We start from the raw sequence: 26,052 nt of genomic DNA, 5'->3' as shown, positions 1-26,052 counted from the left end.
TTCGGGTATGAACCATCCTAGATTCTTAGATAACCCCGCGCAAAAACAAAACACGCAGCAGCAAAATTTCTCCCTGGCGTTTCTACATCAGATGATCAATGGCATATCTGACCCAATTTTTGTCAAAGACCGTCAACATCGCTGGGTATTACTTAACGATACCTACTGTGATTTCGTCGGTCATAGCCGAGAAGAATTAATTGGCAAGTCAGACTATGATTTTTTTCCTCAAGCAGAAGCTGATGTGTTCCGGCAAAAAGATGAACTGGTTTTCACCGCAAATATTACTAATGAGAACCAGGATCTTTTTACCGATGCTCAGGGTATAACCCATCTCATCTCTACAAAAAAGTCTTGCTTTCAGGATGAGACTGGTAATAAATTTCTGGTAGGTAGTATTCGAGACATCATTTTACAGAATGAAGCCGGGAATGTTCTGGATGTGACTGGCAGAGTTACTGAGCTTACTAAACTCATGCAAAAGAGCGAGGCACTTCCGGAAACCCTGGAAAAACCAGACCGGCAAGCAGAGTCAGACTTACACCGGATTAATGCTTTACTGCAAGCTCAACAAGAAGCTTCTATCGACGGAATTCTGATTATTGATGAAAATCGTCAAGTTACATCATTTAATCAGAAATTCTCCCAGCTATGGCAAATTCCTGCGGTAGTGCTCCAAACGCGGGACGATCGCCAACTCCTGGGATGGGTACTAGACCAACTAATTAATCCAGACGAATTTCTGGCTAAGGTGGAGTATCTTTCCCAGCATGTAGAGGAAAGCAGCCGTGATGAAATTTTCCTGAAATCTGGAAAGATTTTTGACCGCTATTCTGCACCCGTGCGTAAACACCAAGGAGTTTGTGGTGACACATCATTTTTAGGAGACTATTACGGTAGGATTTGGTATTATCGCGACATTACCGAATACAAGCAAGCAGAGGCAGAACTCAGGGCTTCACAGCAAAGGCTGGCGTTGCTGGTTGAACAAACACCTTTAGCCATTATTGAATGGAATACCAACTTTGAGATTCAGACATGGAATCGGGCAGCAGAAAGAATCTTTGGATACACCACAGAGGAAATGCTGGGGAATTCTTTTGAGATCATAGTACCTGAAAACGTTAGAAAGCACGTAAATGAGATTATCACCGCCCTGTTAACCCAACGTGGAGGAAGTTTTAGTGTCAACGAGAACGTTACTAAAGATGGCAGGACGATGGTCTGTGAGTGGTATAACAACCCGTTAGTGGCTCCTGATGGCCAGGTGATTGGCGTTGCCTCAATGGTGCTGGACATCACAGAACGCAAACGAGCTGAAGAGGAACAGCAAAAATTTGTAGCGTTGATTGAAAACAGCAGCGACTTTATTGGCATTGCTTCAATGGAAGGGCAAATTCTCCATGTGAACCCCGCCGGACTCAAGATGGTGGGAATTAGTAGCCTGGAAGCAGCCAAAACCAAGTCAATAATTGATTTTCATTCACCAAAAGCTTTTGCAGAGTTTCAGCAACAAATTATTCCTTTGATATCTCAACATGGTTTTTGGCAAGGCGAGTTTCGCCATAGACATTTTCAAACAGGTATAGAAATTCCCACTGATTGCAGCATGTTTATGGTTAAACATCCTGAAACAGGAGAGCCTTTCTGTCAGGTAGCTATTGCTAGGGACATCACAGAACCTAAACAAGCCAAGGAAGCCCTGCTAAAATCGGAAGCGCAACTACGACAACAAGCCCAAGACCTCAGAGAAACACTCCGCGAACTTCAACGCACCCAGACTCAGTTAATTCAAAGCGAAAAAATGTCCAGCTTGGGTCAACTAGTCGCAGGAGTCGCACACGAAATTAACAACCCGGTGAATTTTATCTATGGCAACCTCACTCCTGCCAAGGAATACACCCAAGATTTACTTTCACTTTTGCAACTCTACCAAAGTCATTATCCTCAACCTGTGCCAGAAATTGAGGATTTTGCAGAGCTAATCGAACTGGACTTTTTGAAGTCTGACTTGCCACAATTACTAAACTCAATGAAAGTTGGTGCAGTCCGCATTCGAGAGATTGTGCTTTCCCTGCGAACTTTTTCGCGCTTAGATGAAGCCGAAATGAAAGCTGTTGATATCCATGAGGGAATCGACAGTACTCTGATGATTTTGCAAAGCCGCTTCAAGACTAATGACCAGCGCGCGACAATTCAAATAATCAAAGAATACGGCAAACTACCGCCGGTTGAATGTTACGCTGGCCAGCTAAACCAAGTATTCATGAATATTTTGTCAAATGCGATCGATGCTTTAGAAGAGGGAGTGGGGATAAGGGATGAGGGGGATGAGGGAGGCAAGGGAGATAATGGGGATAACCAATGCCCAATGCCCAATGCCCAATTCCCAATTCCGACAATTCGCATTTGCACCCAACTACTGGAGCTAAATCAGCTAATAATTAGGATTGCCGACAATGGATTCGGAATCCCAGAAGATGTTAAAAATCAACTATTTGACCCCTTCTTTACCACCAAGCCCATCGGCAAAGGTACCGGGATGGGGCTTGCCATCAGCTACCAGATCATTACAGAAAGACATGGTGGTTCCTTAGAATGTATTTCGCAGCCAGGACAAGGCGCTGAGTTTGTAATTAAGATTCCCCTGGTCTAGGACACCTGAAGATAATTCCTGATTATTTCGTCAGCTAAATACCTCCACTTCTTGGGCAACCTTCATTTGGTCGAGAATTCCCCAAATTTCTTGTAACATTGGCTCTAAGCCGGTGCGAGTAACGGCTGAAATCACAAACACTGGTGCGTAGGAGAGATGATTAAGTTGGGTAGCTAACGCCTCCAAATTCACAGTTTCCCGATCAACTGCATCAATTTTGTTCAGCGCCAAAATTTGCGGACGTTCTGCTAAACCCTGTCCATAAGCTTGTAATTCTTGCTTAATTATGTTATAGTCTCTAACCACATCATCACTAGTGGCATCAATTAGGTGAAGTAGTACCCGCGTGCGCTCGATATGGCGCAAGAAATCATGTCCCAGCCCTGCCCCGTGGGCTGCTCCCTCAATTAGTCCGGGAATGTCGGCGAAAACAGTACCATCGCCAGTAGGTTTCCGCACTACACCCAAGTTGGGGATCAGGGTAGTGAATGGGTAGTCTGCGATTTTTGGACGTGCCGCAGATAAAGATGAAATTAGAGTGGATTTACCAGCATTTGGTAAGCCAATAATCCCCACTTCTGCCAAAAGTTTTAACTCCAGGCGCAGCTGCTTTATTTCCCCTGGTAATCCTGGGAGGGCGTATTCTGGAGCGCGGTTGCGGTTACTCAAGAAATGCTGATTTCCCAGTCCGCCTTTACCACCTTGGGCAATCCGCAAAATCTGCTTAGGCTCAATTAAATCCCCCAGCAATTCGCCAGTTTCAGCATCATAAATAGTTGTACCACAGGGAACTTCGATGATCAAATCCTTTCCTGCTGCTCCAGTGCAGTTATTTGGCCCACCACGAGTACCCTTTTCTGCCTGAAAGCGATGGTTGTATCTGAAGTCCAACAAGGTTTGCAGGTTTTCGTCGGCAACGAAAAATACCGAACCACCTCGTCCCCCATTACCACCAGAGGGGCCACCAGTCGGCACGTACTTCTCTCGCCGGAAGGCGACAATACCATCGCCGCCCTTACCGGCTTCAACTTCAACTTCTGCTTGGTCGATAAATTGCATACTTAAATAATAGTGAAAAGTGAGGAGTTAGGAATTAGGAGTTAAAAATTATAACCTCTCACTATATCACTTTAACTAAATATATGATGAAATATCTTCACCGCATTTATCTGCCAGATAGCAGAGGGCGCGAAAACGTAAGCCCACCAGTTGCTCATACAACGGGTTAATTTTACACATCGGCGGGATGTGGACAATCTTGCGTCCAAATAGGGTGACATCCCGCTCAAAGGGACACTGGGAGGGAATCATTTTACACAAAAAGCGGGCTACTCTGGGGTCTTGGATATCTAGCCCATCCAGCCACTCACGCAGGGGGTGTAGTGCATTAATTTGACGCTTCGTAAGCCTAGGGCTAGGGATTGTTAAGTTAATTTGCTGTGGGTGTTCCAGGGTGTGGCGCAAGGCTTCCAGTAAATTCTCCGGCTGTTCTAAGGCTTGGCAGAATTGTTGCATAACCTGATCTTCGCAATCAGAATAGATACCATCTGCGATCGCTACCATCACTGCTGTCCTTAAGAAATTTTCCGATGCTGGCGTACCTTTAGCCAACGCTGCGGCTAATTCCTCTGGCGTAATTACCTCTAGTGAGTCCCATTTAATCCCAAAAGCTAATTCATCTTTTGTGATGCTGGTAATTAATTCCTGTTCTTGGGCATCAAAATTACCATCTGCCCAAGCAATGGTGAGCAGTCCACGCAACCAAGCGGCAATTTGTTCGCTGCTGTAGGGGGATTGAACGGTACTTGTCATAAAACGTTACGTCTCAAGCTTTCCTCAGTCAATACTAAGCTATCCTACCTAGTGACTATGAAGATAGGAGGGGCAGCCCAGAAAAATCAAGAAAGTGCTCCGGCGTAGCCAGGCGTGGGCATCGCTCCATACAGACTTAACAATTTATGCATTCACACATTCACGCATTCTCCCTTGCGCGTCTTGTAGAGAAGAGAGTTACATAAGTTATATCTTGCACCTGCCTATCCCGCCTAAAAATTTATTCTCTTTTCTTATAGCTCAAGTCCACGCTTAGTGGACTACAACCCTTACTTAGTCTTCTTTAAAAGACTTTAGCTATAAGCCTGGTGAATTCATTCTGAGGCGGTCGTGGGGACTGGTGCAAGTTCTGAGATAAGGAGACTCTTAGAGGATGTTTGAAAAGTATTGGGCGAATAAAATTCGCTACTACGCAAACTCTCGTCCACCTGCGTGGACTAACGATAAATCAAGGTTTTTAACCCACGGAACTGGGTTTTACCTGTGTAGCCGCGATTTATAATCGCTAGAGCTAGTAATAAATTAGACTTTTCAAACATCCTCTTACCTCGACTGAAACTGAGCAAAGTCGGAGCCTCTCTGCCTTTGAGCTACGTGTTAACGTTGCGGGACTTAAACCCTTTAATTTACGATAAACCAGAGAAGTTTTCAAATCGCAACAGTCGGTCTTGAGGTAAAATCCATCTGGGAGTAATCTTGAGAATCTTTTCTACTTAAAGTGAAAAGCAAGATTTCATCGTGTTGTGGAGGTATTCATGAATAAAACTAAAGTTAACCTCAGCGTCATATTTAAGAAACACTGCTAATTCCCCTCTGGGCTGGAATTTTTGAGTTTCAGACAGCAGATCCAATTATAGTAGAGCCTAAATCATCTGAGATTATTACAGCGATCGATTACAAATTTTATCAACTTACTACTACGAAATTTTATCAGATAGGCTGTTGTTTACGAGAAACTATCCTCGACAACTCGGTATGCACTTACTTCAATAAACAATAAAGGTATACATAATGTTTTTATTTGGCATTGAGCATGAAGTCGCTTTCCTAAACAAAGAAGGAAAGTTTGCTGACTTTTCCCACACAAAGTTTGCTGATTTCAATCAAATTATTGAAAGGCTACCTACATACCCCAGTGACTATCCTCAACTACGGGTTGGGGATGCGGGTATTAAGATGAAAAGATGGTACATTGAGGGATTTGAAAGATTTGCAGATTCCGATAAGGTGATAGACTGCCATGCTAAAGGTATCGAAATTAGAACAACTATACATGCTAATATTCAAGGCGCTATTACTGAATTATCAGAAAGTTTTCGCTTACTACGTGAGGTTGCTGCTAACTTTGGTTTATCACCAGTTTTAGTTAGTTTTAATCCCTACAATCCGCTTTTTGAACCTCAACCCCCATTAAACGATTATGAAATCAAACAGCTAGAGGCTTATCCTGACGAGCAAACTGCTAATATTCACATGGTGTCATACGGGCCAGATTTAAATATTTCAGTGGCAGATTTATCTACTGAAGGTGTGATTGATATTGGCAGAAAGTTAACTTATTACAGTCCCTATATCGTCCCTTTTAGTTATAGTTCCCCTTTTTATAAGGGAGGTTTATGGGATGGGCTATCGGTACGAACATTTATCAGAACCGGAAAAAGACCAGCTGCCCTGGTTTTTGTTCAAAAACAGGAACAACTGATTAATAGCCTACCTTCCTTAACAAAAATCGCCCGCATTCCGGCTGAAGTAGGACGCATCGAATTTAAGGCTTGTGATAGTTGTGATGATTTTTTTATCTATGCAGCTTTGCTGACATTATTGAAAGGTTTGGTGTTAGATGAAACCTTGCTGGGTAGAGCAACTGTACCTGATGCAGCATTACACCAACTTTCTGCAAAAGAAGGCTTTGACAACGAGGATATTTTCGCCAATGCGACAAAAGTCTTGCAAGCAGCCGAAATTGCCTTGGGAAATGATCCAGATGTTGATTATTTAACGCCGTTAAAAGTACTGCTGGCGAAGCGAAAAACAAGATCCCATGAACTAATAGAAATGTTCCATTGCGTAGGTTCAATAGAAGAGGTAATAAGCCAGACTTATCAATTTTAAAGGAAAGATTTATTTACCGCCGTTTTTAAAGGGAGCCACTGCGGTCTTAGGATCTCCCCTGAAGTTCAGATGGCAACGGCGGAAGCCACCCCTCCGACTTCTCTGCAACTGGAGCAAGTAGCGTGGGGTGAAGTACTCCGCCGTAAGACGGACGGAGCTTCCCAATTCATCGGGAATAGCCTCCAGAACTCCGTAGTTCTAGAAAGTCTGACATTCCCTCCTCTTATCAGGAGTCGTGGTTCCCAAGACCCAAATCTTTCTCTTGCAACATATACCTGTTGGCTTGGTTTTCGCTTATGGCATTGATGGTGAAAAACGCGGTCTTGAGGGTTTCCCTCTTATGGATTTTGAACCCGGAGGGTCAACACCAATTAATTCTATCAGAAAAACAAGCAGGATTCGTCATCCATAAGCGTATTTGTTTTTGCTGACGCAAAAAAACAACACGCCTATGCCCTACTCACTTTGTGACGCTGTTCGCGAACACCCCCGCTCCCTATACCTAGCATTAGAGTACATTGTTCGCGTTAGCGTCTCGCAGAGAAGGTGGGGACTTGGGCGACACGTTAAAGGGGATATTTATAGAACTTGATACTTTACAAATATCCTCTAAGGTGCATATTCCTGAAAGTGCTTTGATTGGATAAAGCAAGCTAACTGAACATAAATAATAGAGCGATTAACCTGCCAAAACTAGATTAAGTCGATCTACCTAGAGACTGATTTTATTCCAACTATAGATATATAAAATTTCATTCTATAGATTGATGCAGGCGTTAGCATTTTCAAAGTACAAGTAGAAATAGGGGACTTTGAGAGAAGAATGTCAATCGTAAAGGTAATGATGATTTTGCTAAAGAATTAAGGTGATATTTGCTTATTATCCCTTACTGTTTCGATGCAGAAATACAAAGACAATTTCTTCGCAAGGTTCGTTTCTAAAGAACTTCCAGATTGAAGCGTAGCTTGCTGTTTTTATTATTGCTCAAGTTTATCAAATAAAGTGTGAGCTTACGCTCTTTCAGTGAAAGTTCTGGGTTGTTAAAGCTGTTCTCGAGGATTTCAAATGAAAATTATTGCTTCTGTTTTATCTATTTTAAGCCCAGTACGTTTTCTAGTTGTGGCTTTTACTTGCGCCTTACTATTGTTATCTAGTGTTTTTCCTGCTTTTGCGATCGATAGCTACCAAAGTGACACGACCGAAGGTACTACACAACTGCTTGACATTCAGCGCAAAACTGACGAAGCCGGTAAAGCACCACCAATAGGATTGAGAAAGACTCAAAAGGAGACTAACGAAGGATTAAATGAGGTTCAGGGAGCTGCCGATATTGACAAGCAGAAGAGTCCAGAAAATTCCCAGAGTGCAACCTCAGTGGAAGAAACTATAAAGAATGCGTTGGAGAAAGTTACAGGTGGTAAGTAACTAAATTAATAGTTCTGGTAATTTTTCGGTAGTAATGGGTGATTGCGTAGAAGCAGTGACCCATTACTAATTAGTAATCTAAAGCTGGCAACTGCAATTAAGCATAAAATAAAAGTAAGCTAATCAGCATTTAAGTTGCTCCCGTCAAGGCGGGCAAGATGCCCACCCCACAAGATGTTGAAAAATTTTTAATATGCTTTCGTGGATGTGTTTTAGCTTATGTTCACCCTGAGCATCTTTGGTTAAACTGGGTTTAAATAGTTTTGATTAACTATTTAGATTGATTTAATATTTTTATTTTTGTACCTGAAGAAATCAATAAAGTTCGCTAATTACTAGATTATGGGTTTAATACTACCTATTAAGGCATAGGCATAATTATCATAGCCTAATTAATTTAAGCTAACAATGCTTCCTTTGGTTGATGTGGAATCTGTCTAAAATTTGAGAAGTTAATAGATAACTTTGCTTAGGGATGGAAAACAATGCGTGCGATAAACATTGGTTTGACTGAAGAACAGCGTCAAGGTGTAATTAATCTGTTAAATCAAGATTTGGCAGATGCCTATCTACTGTTGGTGAAAACCAAAAAGTATCACTGGGATGTCGTTGGGCCTCAGTTCCGCTCTTTGCACCAGCTTTGGGAAGAACACTACCAAAAGCTGACTCTAAATATTGATGCCTTGGCAGAGCGGGTTCGTACTTTGGGCGGTTTCCCAGTTGGTACGTTAGAGGGATTTCTCAAACTTGCTACCCTCAAGGAACATGCTGGTAATGTTCCCACCGCAACGGGGATGGTAGCTAATCTAGTGGATGATCACGAGCAGGTTATTCGTAACTTAAGAGACCATGTGGATCAGTCTGGTGAAAAGTTCCACGATCAGGGAACTGCTGACTTTTTAACTGCACTGCTGGAACAGCATGAAGAGATAGCTTGGATGCTGCGTTCATTTATTGAAGGCGAAGCACTGGGCCCAGATGGTAGACAGCCAGCAGAAGGTGCCAAGACTCCTGTCGGTGTGTAGCTCATAACGTTAACAGTTGACGCTGTTTGTCAAACCAGTTGAGGGAGGATTGATTCCTCCCTCAACTGGTGTGAAAGGAATTTGCCTGCATCTACCTATTCACTATATTCATTCCAAAAACAACATAATTAGGACTTACGCAAAACTACACACGGTAGGGGCAATTCATGTAGCTTTAGCTGACCGCAGGGTATTGCCCCTACCTAAAAATCATTCTTTTCAGCTATTGTTTGCGTAAGTCCTGATAATAACAAGGAGTATTTAAATGCAAGAAGTATATAAAGCAGAACGGACTATTTCTGCTGTATTCAAAGAACAGAAGCAAATTGATGATGTGATTCGACGTTTACTAGACAGGAGTGTGCCTAGAGATCATATTTCGGTCTTGGGGAGAAACTTCCAGTCGGAAACCAGAATTGCTGGCTTTATCAGTAAAAAAGATGTGATTCTGGGAGGTTTGAGAACAGGGGCAGTTTTTGGTTCCTTGTTTGGTTCCTTTCTCAGCTTGCTGACGGGTGTAGGTGTACTGTTTATTCCTTTTGTCGGGCCAATCGTGGCAGCAGGGCCTATTGGTGCAGTGCTGTTGGGGGCTGCTAGTGGAGCGATCGCAGGTAGTGCAGGTGCCGGTCTAGTATCAGTTCTAACTACTTTGGGCATGCCAGAAGATAAAGCGGCTATCTACCAAACTCGCTTAGAAGCTGGCGAGTTCTTATTGATGGCAGAAGTTCCGAGCGATCGCGCTGGCGAATTTCAATTGCTGCTTGAAAGTGCTGGCGCTGAAGAAGTTAGCACGATTGAGAAAACTCTGGCTCGTTCTTGTTCTGGACAGTGCAACAGTCCACAGGACTTATCGCCTGAGGTTCGCGCTCATCTTTCTGATGAAGCTCAGAATACATTCATTGAGCGCTATAACGCTGTACTCAATGAGAAAAGTGACGAATTTACGGCTGAACAAGCTGCTTGGGAGACTGTTCACCAGCAATATGATGAAGATGAAAATGGTGTCTGGTCAAAAGCCAAGGTTAAAGCTTAAGGATTTTCAAGAAATAAATTATTTGTTAACTGCGGTTTGAAATCTTCCCTATGGCAATTTATAGCTAGCAACACGCAGATTTAACTGACCTTGGCGTGGGTTCTGGCTAAATATAAATGCGCCTTCTTCACTTTCTCCAGTAGATAAAAAGTCGATCTGTTGCTCTCCTGTTTCTGTAACTTTGCCGTTAATCAGTAACTCAGCCATAATTTGAACTGACTCAGCTGTATCTCCTCCACTATTGACAACTTCAAAGGGAACATAAAATTGTCCATCAATTTCCCGAATTGTTTGTTTTTTGGTAACAGAAAGGATGGGAGGTTGATTTTTTTCGTTTAGCCAAGTGTAGCCCACTAGACTCACAATGATTGCGAGGATAAGTGAGGCGACGCTAAATGTTACCCACTCAGCTATTGAGCGCTTTGATTGTTGTTCTGTTTTAGTCATATTGCTAACCTTCCGGCTGCACCGCCAATAGTTGCAGGTAAGCCCAGCATCAATGTGTGATCTAACCACATTGTCCAAGGGTCGCTAAAAGTTAATTTTTGAAAGAACCACAGCATAAAAGCGCCTGCTAGTAGTGACACTAGGTAGGACATAATGGTTTCACTCGCTGGTCGTTGGAAAATTCCCTTTTGCTGTTTGCGCTTTTGCTGGTCAGAAAAGCCTGCCTGAAATACAATGCCATAAGAAATCAGCAAGGATGTGAGGATCATTGCCAACTGCCAAGGTGGCGAGGCTGCGGCTGCAAGCATAGGAATTTCATCTGTTGGAGCAATGTTAAATGCAATTATGGTTGCACCAATCAGGGTTCCACCCACATCCGCAAAGGTGGCCTGTAACTCATCTTCTTTGTTCTTGGTTGTCCTGTTTACCTGATCGGTTGCTTCTGCTTTGGCATTTCCATTTCTAGTATCTCCCAAAAGCTGGTTAGCTAATGCCACACCGAGAGCAAAGGGCACACTTTCAAAGATGATTTTACCTAAAGATTCCTTTAGGGAAGTTTCTGGCGTCAATTCTTGCAATAGTAGCAACACAAACGCAGAGCAAGCTAGTCCGATCGCGATCGCTTCTATCGTATCCATTGCCACTTGAGCAGTTAGCCAGCTATATCTGCGTTTGCGAAAACCTTCTGTCTGATTGAGCAAGTAAACCACAATAAACATGAATGCGATCGCCATCATCATCAGTTGTGGTTTTACCAATGATCCAATCCACCAAACCTCCATTGTGTACAGTAAAGGTATACCAAATAAAAAACCTCCGCAAGCACCCCGAATGATGTCATTAATCTCACTCCTCCATACATTTTTTTGAGGTTTTGTTGTCACTCCTTTACTTTCCTTTTGTTGAAAATTTGCTTTTACTTATACCTAGTACTTACACAAAATATCTCTTTGCCTTTGATTTCTCCGTGTTCTCTGCGCCTCTGTGGTTCGTTATTCCGTACCTCTTGCGTAAGTCCTAATACCAATTCTCTATGAAGATGCATATAGCAGTCCTAAATCCTTCGTGAAAAGTTAGATATCCGACTTCTCCAAGAAATCGGGGATCTGGACACCGCGGATTTATGATCTCTTTATATTTTTTCAGATGGGTGTTTCGTCGCACCCCGTATCTATCTTAAGATACATAATCTCACAAATTCTTCTCTCCGTTGATGGAAGTGAAAAATAATACGCTCCTGTTAGTTTATGTAATAGCTGAATCAACTACAAGCTGGAAATAGAAACCATGAGTGTCGAAAAAAGAGTAGAAGCTACTGCAAAAAATATTGAAGGCAAAATTCAAGAGGTTGTCGGTGAAATAACCGGTAATCCCCAAGAGAAAGCTGAAGGACAAGCAAAGCAAGCTGAAGCCCAAGTTGGTCACACTGTAGAAAATATTAAAGACGAACTTAAGAAATCTTTAGACTAATTTCGCTTGTCGGCTGCAAATAGCGATTTTACCGATGATTGACTCCTAAATTTGTAACATTAATTGCTCCACTTTCTATAAGTTAGTGGGGTTTTTTATGGCGTAAAATCTGAAAGTGAGCTTAACTGAACTGTATTGCACCCTAACCCTCCCTTTATAAAGGCTACAGTGTACACACAAGTCTTCTAAAGTTGCTCCACAGCTTTTTGATCCCCTCAACCCCCGATAAATTGGGGGGCAAAGACCTCTCAAAATCCTCCTTAAAAAGGAGGATTTAGGAGGATCTATTTTGTTGTACACAGATGTGTCTACACCGTAGCTTATAAAGGGGAGGGGACTAAATAGAAAGTTAGATCCCCGACTTCTTAAAGAAGTCGGGGATCTGGACACTGAGAGTATTTGACTGAGTTATTGCATCAAAATCTGACGGCTTAAAATACTCATAACTTCATCTGGATTACCTGTTGGTAGTAGCGCACTCCAATCACCAACGCTGGCATAGCCGAGAACTTGCAACAAGTGAATTGTGCTGGTAACGGCTTTTGGTGAACCAATCAATAAATGTTTAATCGGTTCTCTCTTTGGCAATGGCTTTTGGTCAGATAGATTCAGAGCCGATGCGTTGTTGCCTTGAGTCGGTAAATACTGCTTTTGTTGTGATTTGGCAAACTTTTTTTCTTGTGCAATGATCATACTTGACTCCAATTGTAGGGGTTAAATGAAAGGCGATCGCCCTCGGCCAAGAGTCCGCGATCGCCTTTCTTATTTCAAGATATAGTATATTTTTATACTTGTCAATAGTTTTATAAGTATTTTCACATAGATTTAGGCGTGAAGATGTAATTAGTTATTAGTCATTTGTCATTTGTCCTTTGTAATCACAACTGGTCAAGGACGACCATAACAAAAATTTTTACAACTCAAATAAGATTGCGATAAGTTCCTATAGCGGTTCTCAGTTGTATGCAATATACTTAGACCTCACTTCCATTCCTCTCTCCTAAAAGGAGAGAGGCTTTGAATCATACTCCCCTTCCCTTGCAGGGAAGGGGCTGGGGGTTAGGTCTGTATTTAACTCAACCCAGAAGCGCTATATATTGAATTCGGGCAGTCGTTTATTGAATTCGGGCAATCGTTTATTGAATTCGGGCGGTCGTTTATTGAATTCGGGCAGTCGTTTATTGAATTCGGGGAGTCGTTTATTGAATTCGGACAGCCGTTTATTGAATTCGGGCAGTCGTTTATTGAATTCGGGCAGTTGTTTATTGAATTCGGGTAAACTACAAGAGTTTACGTAAAATGACTTAAAATAGTTGTAATAAATAAATCAATTTATACCGAATAATGCGGCTGTCAATTAACCCTAATTCTGTTTATCGTAGTGCTGTACAGTCCAGGGTAGAAGTCAGTTTTTATCCTGGCGCATTATTAATAACAGAAAGGTAATTTATGTCACGTCCAAAACGCGGGTCTAAAGTAATTGATAAAGCGCAGCGTCGGATTGCAGCTTTGAAATCGATCAATCCCACCTTAGACTTAGGCAATGGGGTAACAACTGACTCCTTTGCAGCCCTCATCAAAACAACGCAAGATAAGTTGGAAGCTTATAACTCAAGCCTTTCCACCGTGGATATGACTCAGGAAGCCTTAGAAGTTACCGAAAAGTCGCTGATGGAACTAACAGAACACATGTTACTTAGTGTAGCTGCAAAGTATGGCAAGAATAGCGATGAGTACAAAATGGCGGGGGGCGTTCGTCGAAGCGATCGCAAGCGTCCGGCGCGAAAGCTTAAGCAAGACGCTGTTGCTTGATAAATCTGGGTTTTACCCCACCCTAACCCTCCCCGATATATTGGGGAGGGAGCTGGATTTTCTTATTTCCTCCCTTTTTAAAGGGAGTTAGGGGGGATCTATAAGGCCAAAAAGGAGTAAATTAGAATTTCCCTCAAATCCCACCTATAAATTACTTAAATCTTATAAAGATTTAAGCATTAACGTAAATGAATACAAATAAAATTACACTTTCCCAGTTAGAAAACTTTTTAATGGGAGCGGCGGATATTCTGCGGGGCAAAATGGATGCATCCGAATATAAAGAATATATTTTTGGGATGCTGTTCTTGAAACGGATGTCTGATGTTTTTGATGAAAAACGGGCTAAAATTCGTAAAGATTATCGGCATCTGCCCGAAGATACTATTAATGAGTTATTAACAGAAAAAATTAGCTACGGTGAGACTTTTTTTGTTCCCAATCGCGCCCGATGGCACGAGAGTTTTATAGATGAGAATGGCGTAAAACAACCCGCCATTAAGAATCTACAGAGCAATATTGGAGAAATGCTCAATAAATCTTTAAATGCTTTAGAAGATGAAAACTCCGTACTTTCTGGAGTACTTAAACATATTAATTTTAATCGAGAAATCAATAATCAACGAGTTGTAAAAGACCCAGATTTACGCTTATTGATTGACCATTTTAATAATCCTAAATTTGTTTTAATTAATGATAACTTTGAATTTTCTGATTTATTAGGTGCAGCTTATGAGTATTTGATTAAATTTTTTGCTGATAGTTCGGGTAAAAAAGGCGGACAATTTTATACTCCTGGTTCTGTGGTGCGGTTGATAGTGCAGTTATTAAAACCACAGGAAAAAATGAGTATTTATGACCCCACTGCTGGTTCTGGGGGGATGTTGATTCAATCGGTGCAGTATGTTAATGAACAAGGGGGAAATGAGCAAAATCTGGAATTACATGGACAGGATAATGATGGTACGGTGGTTTCTATTTGTAAAATGAATTTGATTCTGCACAATATTTTTAAAGGTCATATTGAATTTGGAGATACTTTAGTTTCTCCGGCTAATGTCAAAGATGGCAAGATACACCAGTTTGATATTGTCATTGCTAATCCGCCCTTTGCTCAAAATTATAATAGTGCCGCACTTCAGCATCAAAACCGTTTTAGTTATGGATTTGCGCCGGAAACAAAAAAAGCTGATTTAATGTTTGTGCAGCATATTCTGGCTAGTTTAAAACAGGATGGACGGGCGGCGGTAGTTATGCCTCATGGGGTGTTATTTCGCGGCAGTGATGAAAAGAAAATCCGCGAGAAAATGTTACAAGATAATGGTGGAGTGATTGAAGGTATTATTAGCTTACCTCAAAAATTATTTTATGGGACTGGTATCCCGGCGGTGATTTTAGTATTGAATAAAAATAAGCCAGATGCACTACAAAATAAGGTATTTTTTATTAATGCTGATGCTGAATATGGAGAAGGGAAGAATCGTAATTTTTTAAGGTCTGAAGATATTGAAAAAATTGATTATATCTTTACCCGTAAGGAAGAAATAGACAAATATTCTCGGTTGGTGGATATTGCAGAAATTAAGGGGAATGATTGGAATCTTAACGTGCGTCGTTATGTTGATAATACCCCAGAACCCGAACCGGAAGATGTCAGGGCGCATTTATTGGGGGGTATTCCTAAACGGGAAGTGGCTGCTAAGTCTCATATACTGGCAAAGTTGGGTTTAAAATCTGATTTAGTGTTTCAAGATAAAGATGCTGATTATTATGCTTTTCACGATCGTATTCAGGGAAAAGATGATTTAAAAACTCTGATTGAAAGCAATCAAGATTTATGTCAAATTATTGATAATATGGATAGTTTGTTAGTTGATTGGTGGCAAGAAGCTCAGGATGATTTTGCTAGTTTAGCACCTATTTTACCCCGTCCTAACGAACACCCGTCTCCCGATCAGAGAGGGCAAAACCGAGAGGTTAAAAATGGCAATCAATTACCTCATGTCCGACAAGAATTGATTGATTCTTTGAAAAAGAAATTAGTGCCTGTAAATGTGTTGGATTTGTTTCAAGTAGCGGGTGTATTTGTTAATTGGTGGGACAATATTAGATATGATTTAAAAACGATTATCCAAAATGGTTGGAGTCCTACTTTAATCCCTGATTTTTATATTATTAAGGCATTTTTTCAAGCTGAAGCTGATGAAATTGAGCAGTTAGAAAGTGATATCGCTCAAAAGGATGCTGAGATTGAGTCGTTGCTGGAAACGGCACAAGAATTATTAGAGTATGAAGCAGAGGAAGATGAAAAGATTACAGCAAAGTTAATGAAGGATGAATTAACGGCAAGGGTTAAAAAAAGTAAAGACAAAATCGCTCTACCTTTATTTCCTGGGGAAAATGCCAAGGAGTTAAAAGCGGAGTTAAAGGAATATGAGCAAGTTTTGAAACAATTTAAAAAAACAGAGGATGAGTTAAAGAATTTTAAAGCAACTCTCAAGCAAAAAAAACTGGAGTTTGAGTTAAAGATTTTATTAAAGAAGTTTGGGGCTGAGGATCAGATTTATGAACATGAACAGTTATTAATTCAAGCTAGGAAAGAGTTGGTTGAGTTGGGGACGGAAGAGGAAGTTAAAAAGGATAAGGAGAAAAAGAAAAAATTTGCAGCTTTGACGGGGGATATTAAAAAGCTAGAAGCGAGAATTGTGAATATTCAGGATTTAATGGCAAGTTTTGGCGGTGTAATTACGGAGGAGGAAGCGAAGGAGTTGATTTTGCAAAAACATCATGATTTAGTGTCTGAACAGTTAGATAGATTTTTAAATGGAATTAGAAGAACGGTGATTTTTGTATTTGATAATTTTTGGGATAAATATGCGGTGGCGGCTGGGACGGTGGAACGGGAACGGGAGGAGACTTTACAAGAGTTAAATGATTTTTTGAGTAAGCTAAATTATATTTAGAGGTTGTTTGAAAAGTCGCAAAGTATACTAGAAACCCCTCTCCAAACCTCTCCCCGAAGCGGAGAGAGGCTTTGAATTGTTCCCCATTCCCGCTTCGGGAAGGGGGTTAGGGGGTTAGGTCTATTTGGATACTTGTACCTCACCGGATTGAAAATAACTATAATTGTAGGTTAGCTATAACGCAGTGAAACTAAACCTACAGCTTAATACATAATTATGAGGAAAAATCATCATGGTACAGTCAGCACCAAAACTAATTGATGTTAATGAGTTTATTACTCAATATGGTGACAACAATAATTATGAACTAATTGATGGGGAATTAATCGAGATGGAACCAACAGGCCCCCATGAACAAGTATCATCTTTTACGAGTCGAAAACTGAATGTAGAAATAGATCGCCATAATTTACCATACTTTACACCCCATCGCTGTTTGATTAAACTATTGGGAACAAGTACGGCTTTTCGCCCCGATGTGATTGTACTCGATCAAACACAACTAATTAATGAACCGTTATGGCAACAAGAACCTGTAATTACATCAGGAAAATCAATTAAATTAATTGCGGAAGTTGTTAGTACTAACTGGCAGAATGACTACGCTCGTAAAGTTGAAGATTATGCTTTACTAGGTGTACCTGAATATTGGATTATAGATTATTTGGGGCTAGGTGGTAGAGAATATATTGGCAAAACCAAGCAGCCAACGATTACTATTTGTAAGTTAATAGAAGATGAGTATCAAAAGCAATTGTTTCAAGATGATGCTCAACTTGTTTCCTCTCTGTTTCCAAATTTACAATTAACAGCAAAACAAGTTTTGTCTGCTGGTGGTACTGTCACTATCTAGTAGGTTGGGTAGAACGCAGTGAAACCCAACATTTCCTTATTTTTGTTGGGTTTCGTTCCTCAACCAACCTACAAAGTATATTTAATTTTTTATAGGGTTAGTAGTGGTTAATCAATTGGATGATAATCGAGAGTTTAAGGATTCAGCTTTAGGTATGATTCCGAAAGATTGGATAAGTTGTAATTTAAAAGATGTTATCAATAATATAGTTGGTGGGGGAACTCCTTCACGTTCTAGAAGTGATTATTGGTTTGGTGATATACCTTGGGCTTCTGTAAAAGATTTTAAGGATGATGTGCAAGTTTTGTATCAAACAGAAGAATACATAACTAAAAATGGCTTGATAAATAGTGCATCAAATATTATAGAAGCTGGAATACCTTTAATTTGTACTAGGATGGCAGTGGGTAGGGCTGTTATTGCTGTTGTACCTGTAGCAATAAATCAAGATTTAAAAGCCCTCTATCCTTCAGATAAAATAAATTCTACATATTTATTAGTTTTACTTAATTTTTATCGTCAAAAACTAGCATCTTTAGCAATTGGCTCAACAGTTAAAGGTATTCGTATTGATGAACTGCTGTCTTTACATATAAACGTACCACCTATTCCACAACAGCAGCAAATAACAAGAATATTAGACACAGTAGATAAAGCGATCGCACAAACAGAAACCCTCATCGCCAAGTATAAAAGAGTCAAAACCGGGTTAATGCAAGACCTCCTGACTCGCGGGATAGATGAAAATGGTCAACTGCGCGATCCAAAAACTCATAAATTTAAGCGATCGCCTTTAGGGATGATTCCCGATGAGTGGAATATAGTAACACTTGATACTTTATGCAATAAAATTACTGATGGCTCACACCAGTCAGTAAAAACATCAGATCATGGTGTTCCATTTTTATATGTTTCTTGTATAAGAGATGGAAAAATTTTGTGGGAAGAAACATCTAAGATTTCAGAAGAAACATATACTTTAATTTCAAAAGGTCGTGAACCTTTACCTGGTTTGATTTTATATACTGCTGTTGGTTCTTATGGACACGCTGCATTAGTCCGAGACGATAAGAAATTTAGTTTTCAAAGACACATAGCTTATATTCTTCCTGATCCTAAAAAAATTAATTCTGAGTATTTAACATTTTGGCTTAATACTAATCAATCTAAACAGTATGCTGATCAAGTTGCTATAGGTAATGCTCAAAAAACTGTAACACTTGGAGAAATTACTAAATTCCCTATCCTTGTACCGAAAATTAAAGAACAGAATTACATAGTTGAAATTATTACAAAAATTGATAAGTACCTCACACACGAAGAAAATTATAAAAAGAAATTACAAGTCCAAAAAACCGGCTTAATGCAAGACCTCCTAACCGGAAAAACCTCCGTTAAACCCTTACTAACAAACCAACCATGAGTGCATCCCAGAGCCAAAGAGAAAACCTCCGACTTGATGAAAAAAACCACGTTGACGAACCTAACGCGAGATAATATAAAAATAGAGTCTAATGAAAAATATTATGCAAGCATACAAACTCAAAGGCAAAATTGATCCATCTGGTAAATTGCTAATTACCGAACCCCTGAATTTACCCCCCGGAGATGTAGAAATTGTAGTTTGGCAAGTTACGGATACGCTTGATAATACCACAACCGTAGCAAGTGAAACAGCACCAGAAACACCTAGAAGACGAACTAAAATTAAGGCTTTACAAAACTGGTTTGAAAAAACCCAACCCGCACCACCTGATTTTGATCCAGATCAAGCTAAATGGGAATATTTGAAGGAAAAACATAATCTGTGAAAGTCTTGCTTGACACGAACATAATTATAGATATTGCCCTCGAACGACAGCCTTTTTTCACTAATAGCGAGACAGTTTTATTATTTGTTGAACAGGGACAAATAGAAGGCTACATTTCAGCATCAACCATTAGTGACCTTTACTATCTTATCCGTAAACAGAAGGGTCGAGATTTAGCTATTGAGTTTTTGCAAGAAATAGCTACCTTTTGTCGAATTGCTACAGTAAATCAGGCTGTAATTACAATGGCTTTCACAACCAACTTTAAGGATTTTGAAGATGCCATTCAATACTCCACTGCGGTAGTCAATCAATTAGATGCGATTATTACCCGTAATCCTCAAGATTTCCCCGTTGTTGCACCGCGAATTCTTACTCCTGACCAATTAATTGAAGAATTAACTAACTCTCATTAACTGACTTAAACAATCATGAGTGCATCCCAAAGCCAAAGAGAAAACCTCCGACTGGATGAAAAAAACCACGTTGAAGAACCCTTATTAAACCAACTACAAAGCTTAGGCTGGACAGTCATCCGCCTAGAGATGCACCAACAAAAACCCAGCGATAGCTACCGTAACAACTTTGGCGAAGTTATCCTTTTACCCCAACTCCAACAAGCCTTACAAAAAATTAACCCATTCCTGCGAGACGAACAAATAAACGAAGTCGTCCAAAAAATTACCACCTTTCCCAGAAGCACCTTAATCGAAAATAATCGATATATTCTCAACCTCCTCCTAGAAAATACCAGCGTCTCCATTAACCACAATACCCAAGAACAAAGCCCCACCGTTCGCTATATTGACTTTAACCCTCAAACCTTTTTACAAAATAACTCCTTTATTGCCATCTCTCAATTTAAAGTCCGCATTCCAGGCACAGAAAATCATATTATTCCTGATATCACATTATTTATTAACGGTCTTCCGGTCGTAGTGATTGAATGTAAATCACCAAAAGTTAAAGATGCCATTCCCGAAGCCATTGACCAATTAATGCGCTATAGTCAACAACGCGGCGAAACATCCGAAGGCAACCAAGAACTATTTTATTATAATCAGTTTATTATCACGACTTGCCGACAAGAAGCGAAGTTCGGCACAATTACCACCCGCAGCGAAAAACGCTTCTTTCGTTGGATAGATCCCCATCCTTTTAAATTAAGTGATATTCAAATTAAAGAAGGTACATCCCCCAACGACCAACAAAGATTGGTTGCAGGGATGTGTTACCCAGAAAACATTTTAAGCATTATTCAAATTTTTACGATATTTAGCAATAATGACAAAGGCGAAACCATCAAAATTGTTGCCAGATACCAACAATTCCGCGCCGTCAAACTAGCAGTTGAACGCTTAATTACCGGAAACAATCGCAAACAACGCAGTGGAATTATTTGGCATACCCAAGGTTCAGGCAAATCTTTAACCATGCTGTTTATGGTGCGAGAAATGCGAAAACATACCCAACTAAGTAGTTGGAAAATAGTTTTTATTACCGATAGAACTCAACTACAAGACCAATTACAAGGGACAAGTCAAGGAATTGGGCAAAATATCAAATTAGCCGAATGGATAAAACCCAAACCAGACGAACCTAATAAAAGTTTACACGAACTACTTGCCAATGATACGCCCGATATTGTCATGGCAATGATCCAAAAATTCCAAGAAAAAGACTTAGAGATAATTTTCCCCAAATTAAACGAAAGTCCAAATGTTTTACTGATGATTGATGAAGCGCACCGTTCCCAATATACCCAACTGGGGACAAATTTAGACCGTGCTTTACCCAATGCTACCAGAATCGCCTATACAGGAACTCCCATAGATAAAACCGAAGAAACCTTTGGCGACTATATCGACAAATACACTATGAAAGAGTCGATTGCAGACGGAACAACCTTAGAAATTGTTTACGAAGGACGTACCCACAACGCCGAAATTAGCGATAAAGCCGGAATGGATGCTAAATTTAGCGATGTTTTCAGTGAATATAATTTAAACGAACGCTTGCAAATTTTGGGTTATGGAACTCGTGACGCTTATTTAGAAGCCATGCCCATCATCGAAGCAAAAGCCCGTGATATGGTAGATCATTATATTGAATATGTCTTTTCTGGAGGATTTAAAGCCCAAGTCGTCGCTACATCCAGAGAAGCAGCTTGTAGATATAAACAATGTTTAGATGCAGCCATTCAAGCCAAAATTACAGAATTATCAGTCAACAATCCCCTGAATATCAATATAGCCAGACTGCGAGAATTAGAGACGGCTGTAGTTATTTCTGGCAATAATAACGATTTGCCTCATATTAAAACTTACACGAATCCTAATTATCACACTACCAGCATTCAACGCTTTAAATTATCCTTTGATTCAACTGAAGCAGCCGGCAATACTTCCATCAATGGCAAAGTCGGGATAATTATCGTCAATAATATGCTATTGGTGGGTTTTGATGCTCCTATCGAGCAAGTTTTGTATTTAGATAGAGTGATTCGCGATCATAATTTATTACAAGCGATCGCCCGTGTCAATAGAGTAGGAGAAGAACACAAAGATAAAGGTTTTGTTGTTGATTATGTTGGCATTGGACATCATCTCAAAAAAGCTTTAGATACTTATCAAAATAAAGAACAACAAGAAATCATTAGCCAAATCCGCAACGAACAACAAGAAATTAACAATTTAATGCAAGCCCATCGAGAAATCTGGAACTTCTTACAACAATACAACTTAACAGATTTTTCTGATGCCGATGCCTTCTATGATTTATTCTATGATGAAGATATCCGCTTTGCATATATTCTCGCCTTTAAAAAACTAACCAAAGCCTTTAATGTAGTTATGCCACGTAAAGAAGCCCTAGATTACTGGCAAGATTACAAAAATTTTATTGCGATTAATAGCCTAGCTTATAAAAACTTTGGCTATGCGCGTCTTAGTCTTAAAGGCATACCTGAGAAATTGCGTAATATAGCAGATGAATTTCTCAAATCTCGCGGCATTGAGCAGAAAATCGCCCCAATTTATCTTTTAGATGATAACTTTGAAACCTTTGTCAACAGCCACACCCGCACAAAGACTAAAGCCGCTATAGTAGAACACGCCATTAAGAATTACATCAACTTAAATCTTAACGAAGATCCAGAATTATTCCTTTCCTTCTCGGAAAAACTAGAACAAATATTAACAGATTTTCAAGATAATTGGGAACGCATATATGAAGAAGTAGAAAAACTAAGAAAGGAGATTAAATCAAAGGAACAGGAAAACACTTATGGGCTAGATCGGAAAACTCAAATGCCAATCTTTCGTATTTTTAAAGCCCAACTATTTGAGAACCGCGAACTTAATGAAGATGAAATAACCCAAAATGTCAACTTAACTTTACATACCTTCAATTTGATTAAGCAAGAAGTTCAAACTGCTGGATTTTGGGCTTCAATTCCAGCACAAAACCGACTGAAAGGAGAATTACAACAACTGTTCCTTTCTCCTGATTTTGTTGACTATCCTAATATTTTTCAACAAAGGAAAGAACTTATCTCTCGTCTGCTAGAATGGTCAAAAGAAAACCATGCTAAGTTGAGTAGAGAATAACCAATGAAGCTAGATTATCATATTATTTATTCGCCTCAACGTAAAAGCCTAACCCTTTCAGTAGAACGAGATAAAACAATATTAGTTCGCGCTCCTATTGGGCTATCTGAAGAGAAAATTCACCAAGCGATTGAATCTAAGAAACTCTGGCTTTATGAAAAACTAAACCATACCCAAAAATACCCAGATAAAACCACCTACAAAGAATTTGTATCTGGGGAAACTTTGTTATATTTAGGTAAAAATTACCGCTTAGAAATTACCGATGATTTAGTTCCTGATGTGCGCTTTCACTCTCGCTTTTTGATATCACGCTGTCATAAGGAGAATGCTTTTCAATTATTCCGGGATTGGTACACCAAACGCGCATATATTAAACTTCCCCCGAAAGTAAAAGACTTTGCTGAATCCTTGGGTGTGCAATTTAATCAAATACTTGTCTCTGATTTAAAATACCGATGGGGCAGTTGTACACCTAATAATAATTTAAACTTTAACTGGCGGATTATGAAAGCTCCAGTATTTGTGATTGATTACTTAATTGTGCATGAATTAGCCCATCTTTTAGAAAGTAATCACACCTCTAGATTTTGGAATATAGTCGCCGTTCAAGTTCCTAACTATCAAGTTGCAAAAAACTGGTTACGCGATAACGGGAATACCTTAGAAGTAGATTTTTTAGATAAAAAGTTGGGATTGACTACAGCAACAACTGATTAACCTATAGCCATTTTCAATCCGGTGAGGTACGGGTATGCAAATAGACCTAACCCCTCTCCTAAAAGGCTACGGTGTACACACAAGTTATCGAATCACTACCAGTCCTCGAATTACCCCACCCTAACCCTCCCCTTGTAAAGGGGAGGGAACAAGATAGATTTCTTTTTCCCGCCTTTACAAGGGGGGATTAAGGGGGGTAATTCGACTTGTGTGTACACTTACTGAAAACATCAAATTCCATGACTTTTACCAATTACCCAATTACGCCGGAAAAACCGAGCTAAAGCTGATTCTTCTAAGGATAGATAAATTGGACGTCCGTGGGGACAGGTGCGAGGGTTGCGAGTGCGTTGCCAATTATCTAAAAGTGTCTGCATTTCTTGTTGATTCATCGATGTACCATTACGAATCGCACTGCGACAGGCGACAGCTACTTGGGCTGTTTGTAAATCGCCCCCCCAACTAAGTTCTAAAATTGCTTCTGCACAGTCGTCTCGTTGCTGCAAAGGTGCGGGTATATTACGGACAGCCCAAAGTTGTTCGCCAAAGGGTTCTATGTCTAAACCGATGCGTTCTAGTTGCGATAGTTGCGCTGGTGATAATTGATAAAGAATGATTGGCGGTTCCATAGGGACAAGTTGCCAATTATCACACAATTGCTCATATAAAACTCGCTCATGGGCGATGTGCTGTTCCACTAACCACATACCACCTGAATGTTCCGCCACAATATAGGTGTTGCTAACTTGAGCGACAGCTTTTAAGGAATTAGGAACGCGATTAATCGCGTCTGTACAAGGCTTGGGATTTTGAGGATTGAAATTGTAGCCGCCTTTGGCTTCTGCGGCTTTGAGTAATTTACTAACTCGTGTTGTATGGACAGCTTCTTTAAAATTGGTAGAAGAGATGCTGAGTGCTTGATTAATTGCTTGGGTAATTTGCTCTTGCCAATAAATGATTTCGTTGAGGTAAATTTCTGTTTTTGCGGGATTGCGATTCCAGTTAATTTGATCCGGGGAAATCGCAAGATGTAAGAAACAAATTGGATAGCGATCGCGTGGTAATGTTCTATGAAATGCTGATAATATCGTTTGCTCTAGTTCCGGTGTCTTAACCATCCTGCCGTTAATAGCTACACGCACCCAATCTGGACGATGACGATGACAGCGATCGGGTAATCCTACCACTAAATTTAGTGCTGAGTTTGGAGAGACGCGATTAATCGCGTCTGTACAAGAGTTTGGAGGGTTGGGTATTTCAAGTTTCACTTCTTGCAAATCACCTTGTCGCACCTGCGGTAAAATCTGGGGTAGCAGTTGCCCAGTTGTGACAGCAGGACAGATGGTGAACCATTGACGATCATTTTGCCAAATCTGCCAGGTGACGTGGGGATGACATAGGGCAATTTGTTGAATTGTGGCTTGCACGGCTTTGATTTGCTGTGCTGTTGTGGGTAATCCCTGACGACGAGATGAGTAATTACCGAAAAGATTGGAAACTGTAACCACTGTACCAGGTGCGATCGCAGTTGCTTCAACTTGCACAACTTCCCCACCATCCCCATAGCTAATCCGCCATCCTAATTTTCCACCCACAGGACGACTCAAAATTTCTAAATCTGCCAGAGTCGTCAAACTGTGTAACGCCTCGCCACGAAACCCTAAACTGTTAATTTTCCATAAATCGGCACTAGAGCGAATTTTACTGGTGCTGTGGGCTGTGGCTGCTTGTTGCAAATCATCTAAGTTCATTCCACAACCATTATCTGCCACACGAATTCGCCATTGCTGCGGCCATAGAGAAACCACAATTCGCATTGCACCTGCGTCTAGGGAATTTTCTACCAATTCCCGCACCACAGATGCTAAAGAGTCGATTACCTCACCAGCTGTAATCAGATATACGACTTCTGTTGGTAGAGCTTGAATAGTAGATGCCATAAATTATAGTTTATAGCTTCTGGGAACAAGTGAAGTCGGCAGAGAAATCAATTCAAAATTAAGGTTTTTTAACCCACGGAGGTGGGTTTTGTATGTGTAGCCGCGACTTCCAGTCGCCCGGTGAGTAATAAATTAGACTTTTCAAACAACCTTTTAGACTTATAGCAAAAATCCTTTCTCAGCGAAAAAGGAACCACAGATAAACACCGATGAATTATCTGCGTGCATCTGTGGTTTAATTTCTCAAACACTGATTTTTGCAAAATATCTATTGTCCATTACAACTTTCTCTAGGACATCAAAAAAAATCACTGATTGCAACATTAATTAACATTAAATTACC

Annotated in this window: 21 protein-coding genes; 15 read left to right on the top strand and 6 right to left on the bottom strand. The window is 40.2% G+C overall.

Annotated elements, in window-relative coordinates; translation table 11 throughout:
• Positions 1-7: 7 nt before the first annotated feature.
• Positions 8-2,656 (top strand): PAS domain-containing sensor histidine kinase, encoded by a 2,649-nt coding sequence (locus HWQ23_RS25620; RefSeq protein WP_292834633.1) that lies wholly within the window; start codon positions 8-10, stop codon positions 2,654-2,656.
• A 30-nt stretch (positions 2,657-2,686) separates the two neighbouring features.
• Here HWQ23_RS25620 and obgE read toward each other — a convergent pair whose 3' ends face one another.
• Both obgE and HWQ23_RS25610 read right to left on the bottom strand, forming a co-directional pair.
• Complete coding sequence (obgE, locus tag HWQ23_RS25615) at positions 2,687-3,715, bottom strand: GTPase ObgE (RefSeq protein WP_292834630.1); 1,029 nt, start codon at positions 3,713-3,715, stop codon at positions 2,687-2,689.
• A gap of 75 nt (positions 3,716-3,790) precedes the next feature.
• The gene (locus HWQ23_RS25610; RefSeq protein WP_292834627.1) at positions 3,791-4,468 is read right to left on the bottom strand and encodes a Mo-dependent nitrogenase C-terminal domain-containing protein; all 678 of its coding nucleotides are present in this window, start codon (positions 4,466-4,468) and stop codon (positions 3,791-3,793) included.
• Positions 4,469-5,500: 1,032 nt separating this feature from the next.
• Here HWQ23_RS25610 and HWQ23_RS25605 point away from each other — a divergent pair.
• The 5 genes from HWQ23_RS25605 to HWQ23_RS25585 all read left to right on the top strand — a co-directional run bounded on the left by HWQ23_RS25605 (position 5,501) and on the right by HWQ23_RS25585 (position 10,085).
• The gene (locus HWQ23_RS25605; RefSeq protein ID WP_292834624.1) at positions 5,501-6,601 is read left to right on the top strand and encodes a glutamate-cysteine ligase family protein; all 1,101 of its coding nucleotides are present in this window, start codon (positions 5,501-5,503) and stop codon (positions 6,599-6,601) included.
• 69 nt (positions 6,602-6,670) lie between these two features.
• Complete coding sequence (locus tag HWQ23_RS25600; RefSeq protein WP_292834621.1) at positions 6,671-6,907, top strand: hypothetical protein; 237 nt, start codon at positions 6,671-6,673, stop codon at positions 6,905-6,907.
• Between the two features lie 760 nt (positions 6,908-7,667).
• Entirely contained in the window at positions 7,668-8,027 is a 360-nt protein-coding gene (locus tag HWQ23_RS25595) for a hypothetical protein (RefSeq protein WP_292834618.1), read from the top strand.
• 485 nt (positions 8,028-8,512) lie between these two features.
• The gene (locus tag HWQ23_RS25590; protein WP_292834616.1) at positions 8,513-9,052 is read left to right on the top strand and encodes a Dps family protein; all 540 of its coding nucleotides are present in this window, start codon (positions 8,513-8,515) and stop codon (positions 9,050-9,052) included.
• Positions 9,053-9,317: 265 nt separating this feature from the next.
• Positions 9,318-10,085 (top strand): ChaB family protein, encoded by a 768-nt coding sequence (locus HWQ23_RS25585; RefSeq protein WP_292834614.1) that lies wholly within the window; start codon positions 9,318-9,320, stop codon positions 10,083-10,085.
• Between the two features lie 48 nt (positions 10,086-10,133).
• Here the strand turns inward: HWQ23_RS25585 and HWQ23_RS25580 are convergent, their stop codons facing one another.
• Together HWQ23_RS25580 and HWQ23_RS25575 are read right to left on the bottom strand one after the other, a co-directional pair.
• A complete protein-coding gene (locus HWQ23_RS25580) occupies positions 10,134-10,532 on the bottom strand; it encodes a TIGR02588 family protein (RefSeq protein WP_292834612.1) in 399 nt (132 codons plus the stop codon).
• Positions 10,529-11,416, bottom strand: a complete 888-nt coding sequence (locus HWQ23_RS25575) for a TIGR02587 family membrane protein (RefSeq protein WP_292834610.1) — start codon at positions 11,414-11,416, stop codon at positions 10,529-10,531. The genes HWQ23_RS25580 and HWQ23_RS25575 overlap by 4 nt, the downstream gene beginning before the upstream one ends.
• Positions 11,417-11,819: 403 nt before the next feature.
• Here HWQ23_RS25575 and HWQ23_RS25570 point away from each other — a divergent pair, with 403 nt between their 5' ends.
• Positions 11,820-12,002, top strand: coding sequence for a CsbD family protein (locus HWQ23_RS25570; protein ID WP_292834607.1), 183 nt, complete (start codon positions 11,820-11,822; stop codon positions 12,000-12,002).
• Positions 12,003-12,410: 408 nt separating this feature from the next.
• Here the strand turns inward: HWQ23_RS25570 and HWQ23_RS25565 are convergent, their stop codons facing one another.
• Positions 12,411-12,689, bottom strand: coding sequence for a hypothetical protein (locus HWQ23_RS25565; RefSeq protein WP_375466623.1), 279 nt, complete (start codon positions 12,687-12,689; stop codon positions 12,411-12,413).
• Between the two features lie 762 nt (positions 12,690-13,451).
• On the opposite strand from HWQ23_RS25565, the gene HWQ23_RS25560 reads away from it, so the two are divergent.
• From HWQ23_RS25560 to HWQ23_RS25525, 8 genes are all read left to right on the top strand, one after another.
• Positions 13,452-13,814 carry a hypothetical protein gene (locus HWQ23_RS25560; protein ID WP_292834601.1) on the top strand — a complete coding sequence of 121 codons (363 nt, stop codon included), beginning with the start codon at positions 13,452-13,454 and terminating at the stop codon, positions 13,812-13,814.
• Between the two features lie 188 nt (positions 13,815-14,002).
• Positions 14,003-16,777 carry an N-6 DNA methylase gene (locus HWQ23_RS25555; protein WP_292834598.1) on the top strand — a complete coding sequence of 925 codons (2,775 nt, stop codon included), beginning with the start codon at positions 14,003-14,005 and terminating at the stop codon, positions 16,775-16,777.
• A 232-nt stretch (positions 16,778-17,009) separates the two neighbouring features.
• A complete protein-coding gene (locus HWQ23_RS25550) occupies positions 17,010-17,630 on the top strand; it encodes a Uma2 family endonuclease (protein ID WP_292834595.1) in 621 nt (206 codons plus the stop codon).
• A 103-nt stretch (positions 17,631-17,733) separates the two neighbouring features.
• Entirely contained in the window at positions 17,734-19,053 is a 1,320-nt protein-coding gene (locus HWQ23_RS25545) for a restriction endonuclease subunit S (protein WP_292834592.1), read from the top strand.
• A 103-nt stretch (positions 19,054-19,156) separates the two neighbouring features.
• The gene (locus HWQ23_RS25540; protein WP_375466622.1) at positions 19,157-19,441 is read left to right on the top strand and encodes a hypothetical protein; all 285 of its coding nucleotides are present in this window, start codon (positions 19,157-19,159) and stop codon (positions 19,439-19,441) included.
• Entirely contained in the window at positions 19,438-19,857 is a 420-nt protein-coding gene (locus HWQ23_RS25535; RefSeq protein WP_292834586.1) for a type II toxin-antitoxin system VapC family toxin, read from the top strand. Before HWQ23_RS25540 ends, HWQ23_RS25535 begins: the two co-directional genes overlap by 4 nt.
• 15 nt (positions 19,858-19,872) lie before the next feature.
• The gene (locus HWQ23_RS25530) at positions 19,873-23,049 is read left to right on the top strand and encodes a type I restriction endonuclease subunit R (protein ID WP_292834583.1); all 3,177 of its coding nucleotides are present in this window, start codon (positions 19,873-19,875) and stop codon (positions 23,047-23,049) included.
• Positions 23,050-23,052: 3 nt separating this feature from the next.
• Positions 23,053-23,769 (top strand): M48 family metallopeptidase, encoded by a 717-nt coding sequence (locus tag HWQ23_RS25525; protein WP_292834580.1) that lies wholly within the window; start codon positions 23,053-23,055, stop codon positions 23,767-23,769.
• Positions 23,770-23,999: 230 nt separating this feature from the next.
• On the opposite strand, the gene mutL is transcribed toward HWQ23_RS25525, so the two are convergent.
• On the bottom strand, positions 24,000-25,709 hold the full coding sequence (mutL, locus tag HWQ23_RS25520) for a DNA mismatch repair endonuclease MutL (RefSeq protein WP_292834577.1): 1,710 nt from the start codon (positions 25,707-25,709) through the stop codon (positions 24,000-24,002).
• Positions 25,710-26,052: the final 343 nt, after the last annotated feature.

Source organism: Nostoc sp. JL33 (assembly GCF_017114985.1).
Taxonomy (GTDB): Bacteria; Cyanobacteriota; Cyanobacteriia; order Cyanobacteriales; family Nostocaceae; genus Nostoc.
The sequence above is the reverse complement of the archived record's forward strand: the minus strand, read 5'-3'. Positions and strand labels throughout refer to the sequence as shown.

Excerpts from the sequence above, each read along its gene's own strand:
- HWQ23_RS25605 (WP_292834624.1), top strand. The coding sequence starts at position 5,501 with ATGTTTTTATTTGGCATTGAGCATGAAGTCGCTTTCCTAAACAAAGAA.
- HWQ23_RS25540 (WP_375466622.1), top strand. The coding sequence starts at position 19,157 with ATGCAAGCATACAAACTCAAAGGCAAAATTGATCCATCTGGTAAATTG.
- HWQ23_RS25585 (WP_292834614.1), top strand. The coding sequence starts at position 9,318 with ATGCAAGAAGTATATAAAGCAGAACGGACTATTTCTGCTGTATTCAAA.
- HWQ23_RS25525 (WP_292834580.1), top strand. The coding sequence starts at position 23,053 with ATGAAGCTAGATTATCATATTATTTATTCGCCTCAACGTAAAAGCCTA.
- HWQ23_RS25620 (WP_292834633.1), top strand. The coding sequence starts at position 8 with ATGAACCATCCTAGATTCTTAGATAACCCCGCGCAAAAACAAAACACG.
- HWQ23_RS25560 (WP_292834601.1), top strand. The coding sequence starts at position 13,452 with ATGTCACGTCCAAAACGCGGGTCTAAAGTAATTGATAAAGCGCAGCGT.
- HWQ23_RS25600 (WP_292834621.1), top strand. The coding sequence starts at position 6,671 with ATGGCAACGGCGGAAGCCACCCCTCCGACTTCTCTGCAACTGGAGCAA.
- HWQ23_RS25530 (WP_292834583.1), top strand. The coding sequence starts at position 19,873 with ATGAGTGCATCCCAAAGCCAAAGAGAAAACCTCCGACTGGATGAAAAA.
- HWQ23_RS25550 (WP_292834595.1), top strand. The coding sequence starts at position 17,010 with ATGGTACAGTCAGCACCAAAACTAATTGATGTTAATGAGTTTATTACT.
- HWQ23_RS25590 (WP_292834616.1), top strand. The coding sequence starts at position 8,513 with ATGCGTGCGATAAACATTGGTTTGACTGAAGAACAGCGTCAAGGTGTA.
- HWQ23_RS25580 (WP_292834612.1), bottom strand. The coding sequence starts at position 10,532 with ATGACTAAAACAGAACAACAATCAAAGCGCTCAATAGCTGAGTGGGTA.
- HWQ23_RS25610 (WP_292834627.1), bottom strand. The coding sequence starts at position 4,468 with ATGACAAGTACCGTTCAATCCCCCTACAGCAGCGAACAAATTGCCGCT.
- HWQ23_RS25555 (WP_292834598.1), top strand. The coding sequence starts at position 14,003 with ATGAATACAAATAAAATTACACTTTCCCAGTTAGAAAACTTTTTAATG.
- mutL (WP_292834577.1), bottom strand. The coding sequence starts at position 25,709 with ATGGCATCTACTATTCAAGCTCTACCAACAGAAGTCGTATATCTGATT.
- HWQ23_RS25595 (WP_292834618.1), top strand. The coding sequence starts at position 7,668 with ATGAAAATTATTGCTTCTGTTTTATCTATTTTAAGCCCAGTACGTTTT.
- HWQ23_RS25570 (WP_292834607.1), top strand. The coding sequence starts at position 11,820 with ATGAGTGTCGAAAAAAGAGTAGAAGCTACTGCAAAAAATATTGAAGGC.
- obgE (WP_292834630.1), bottom strand. The coding sequence starts at position 3,715 with ATGCAATTTATCGACCAAGCAGAAGTTGAAGTTGAAGCCGGTAAGGGC.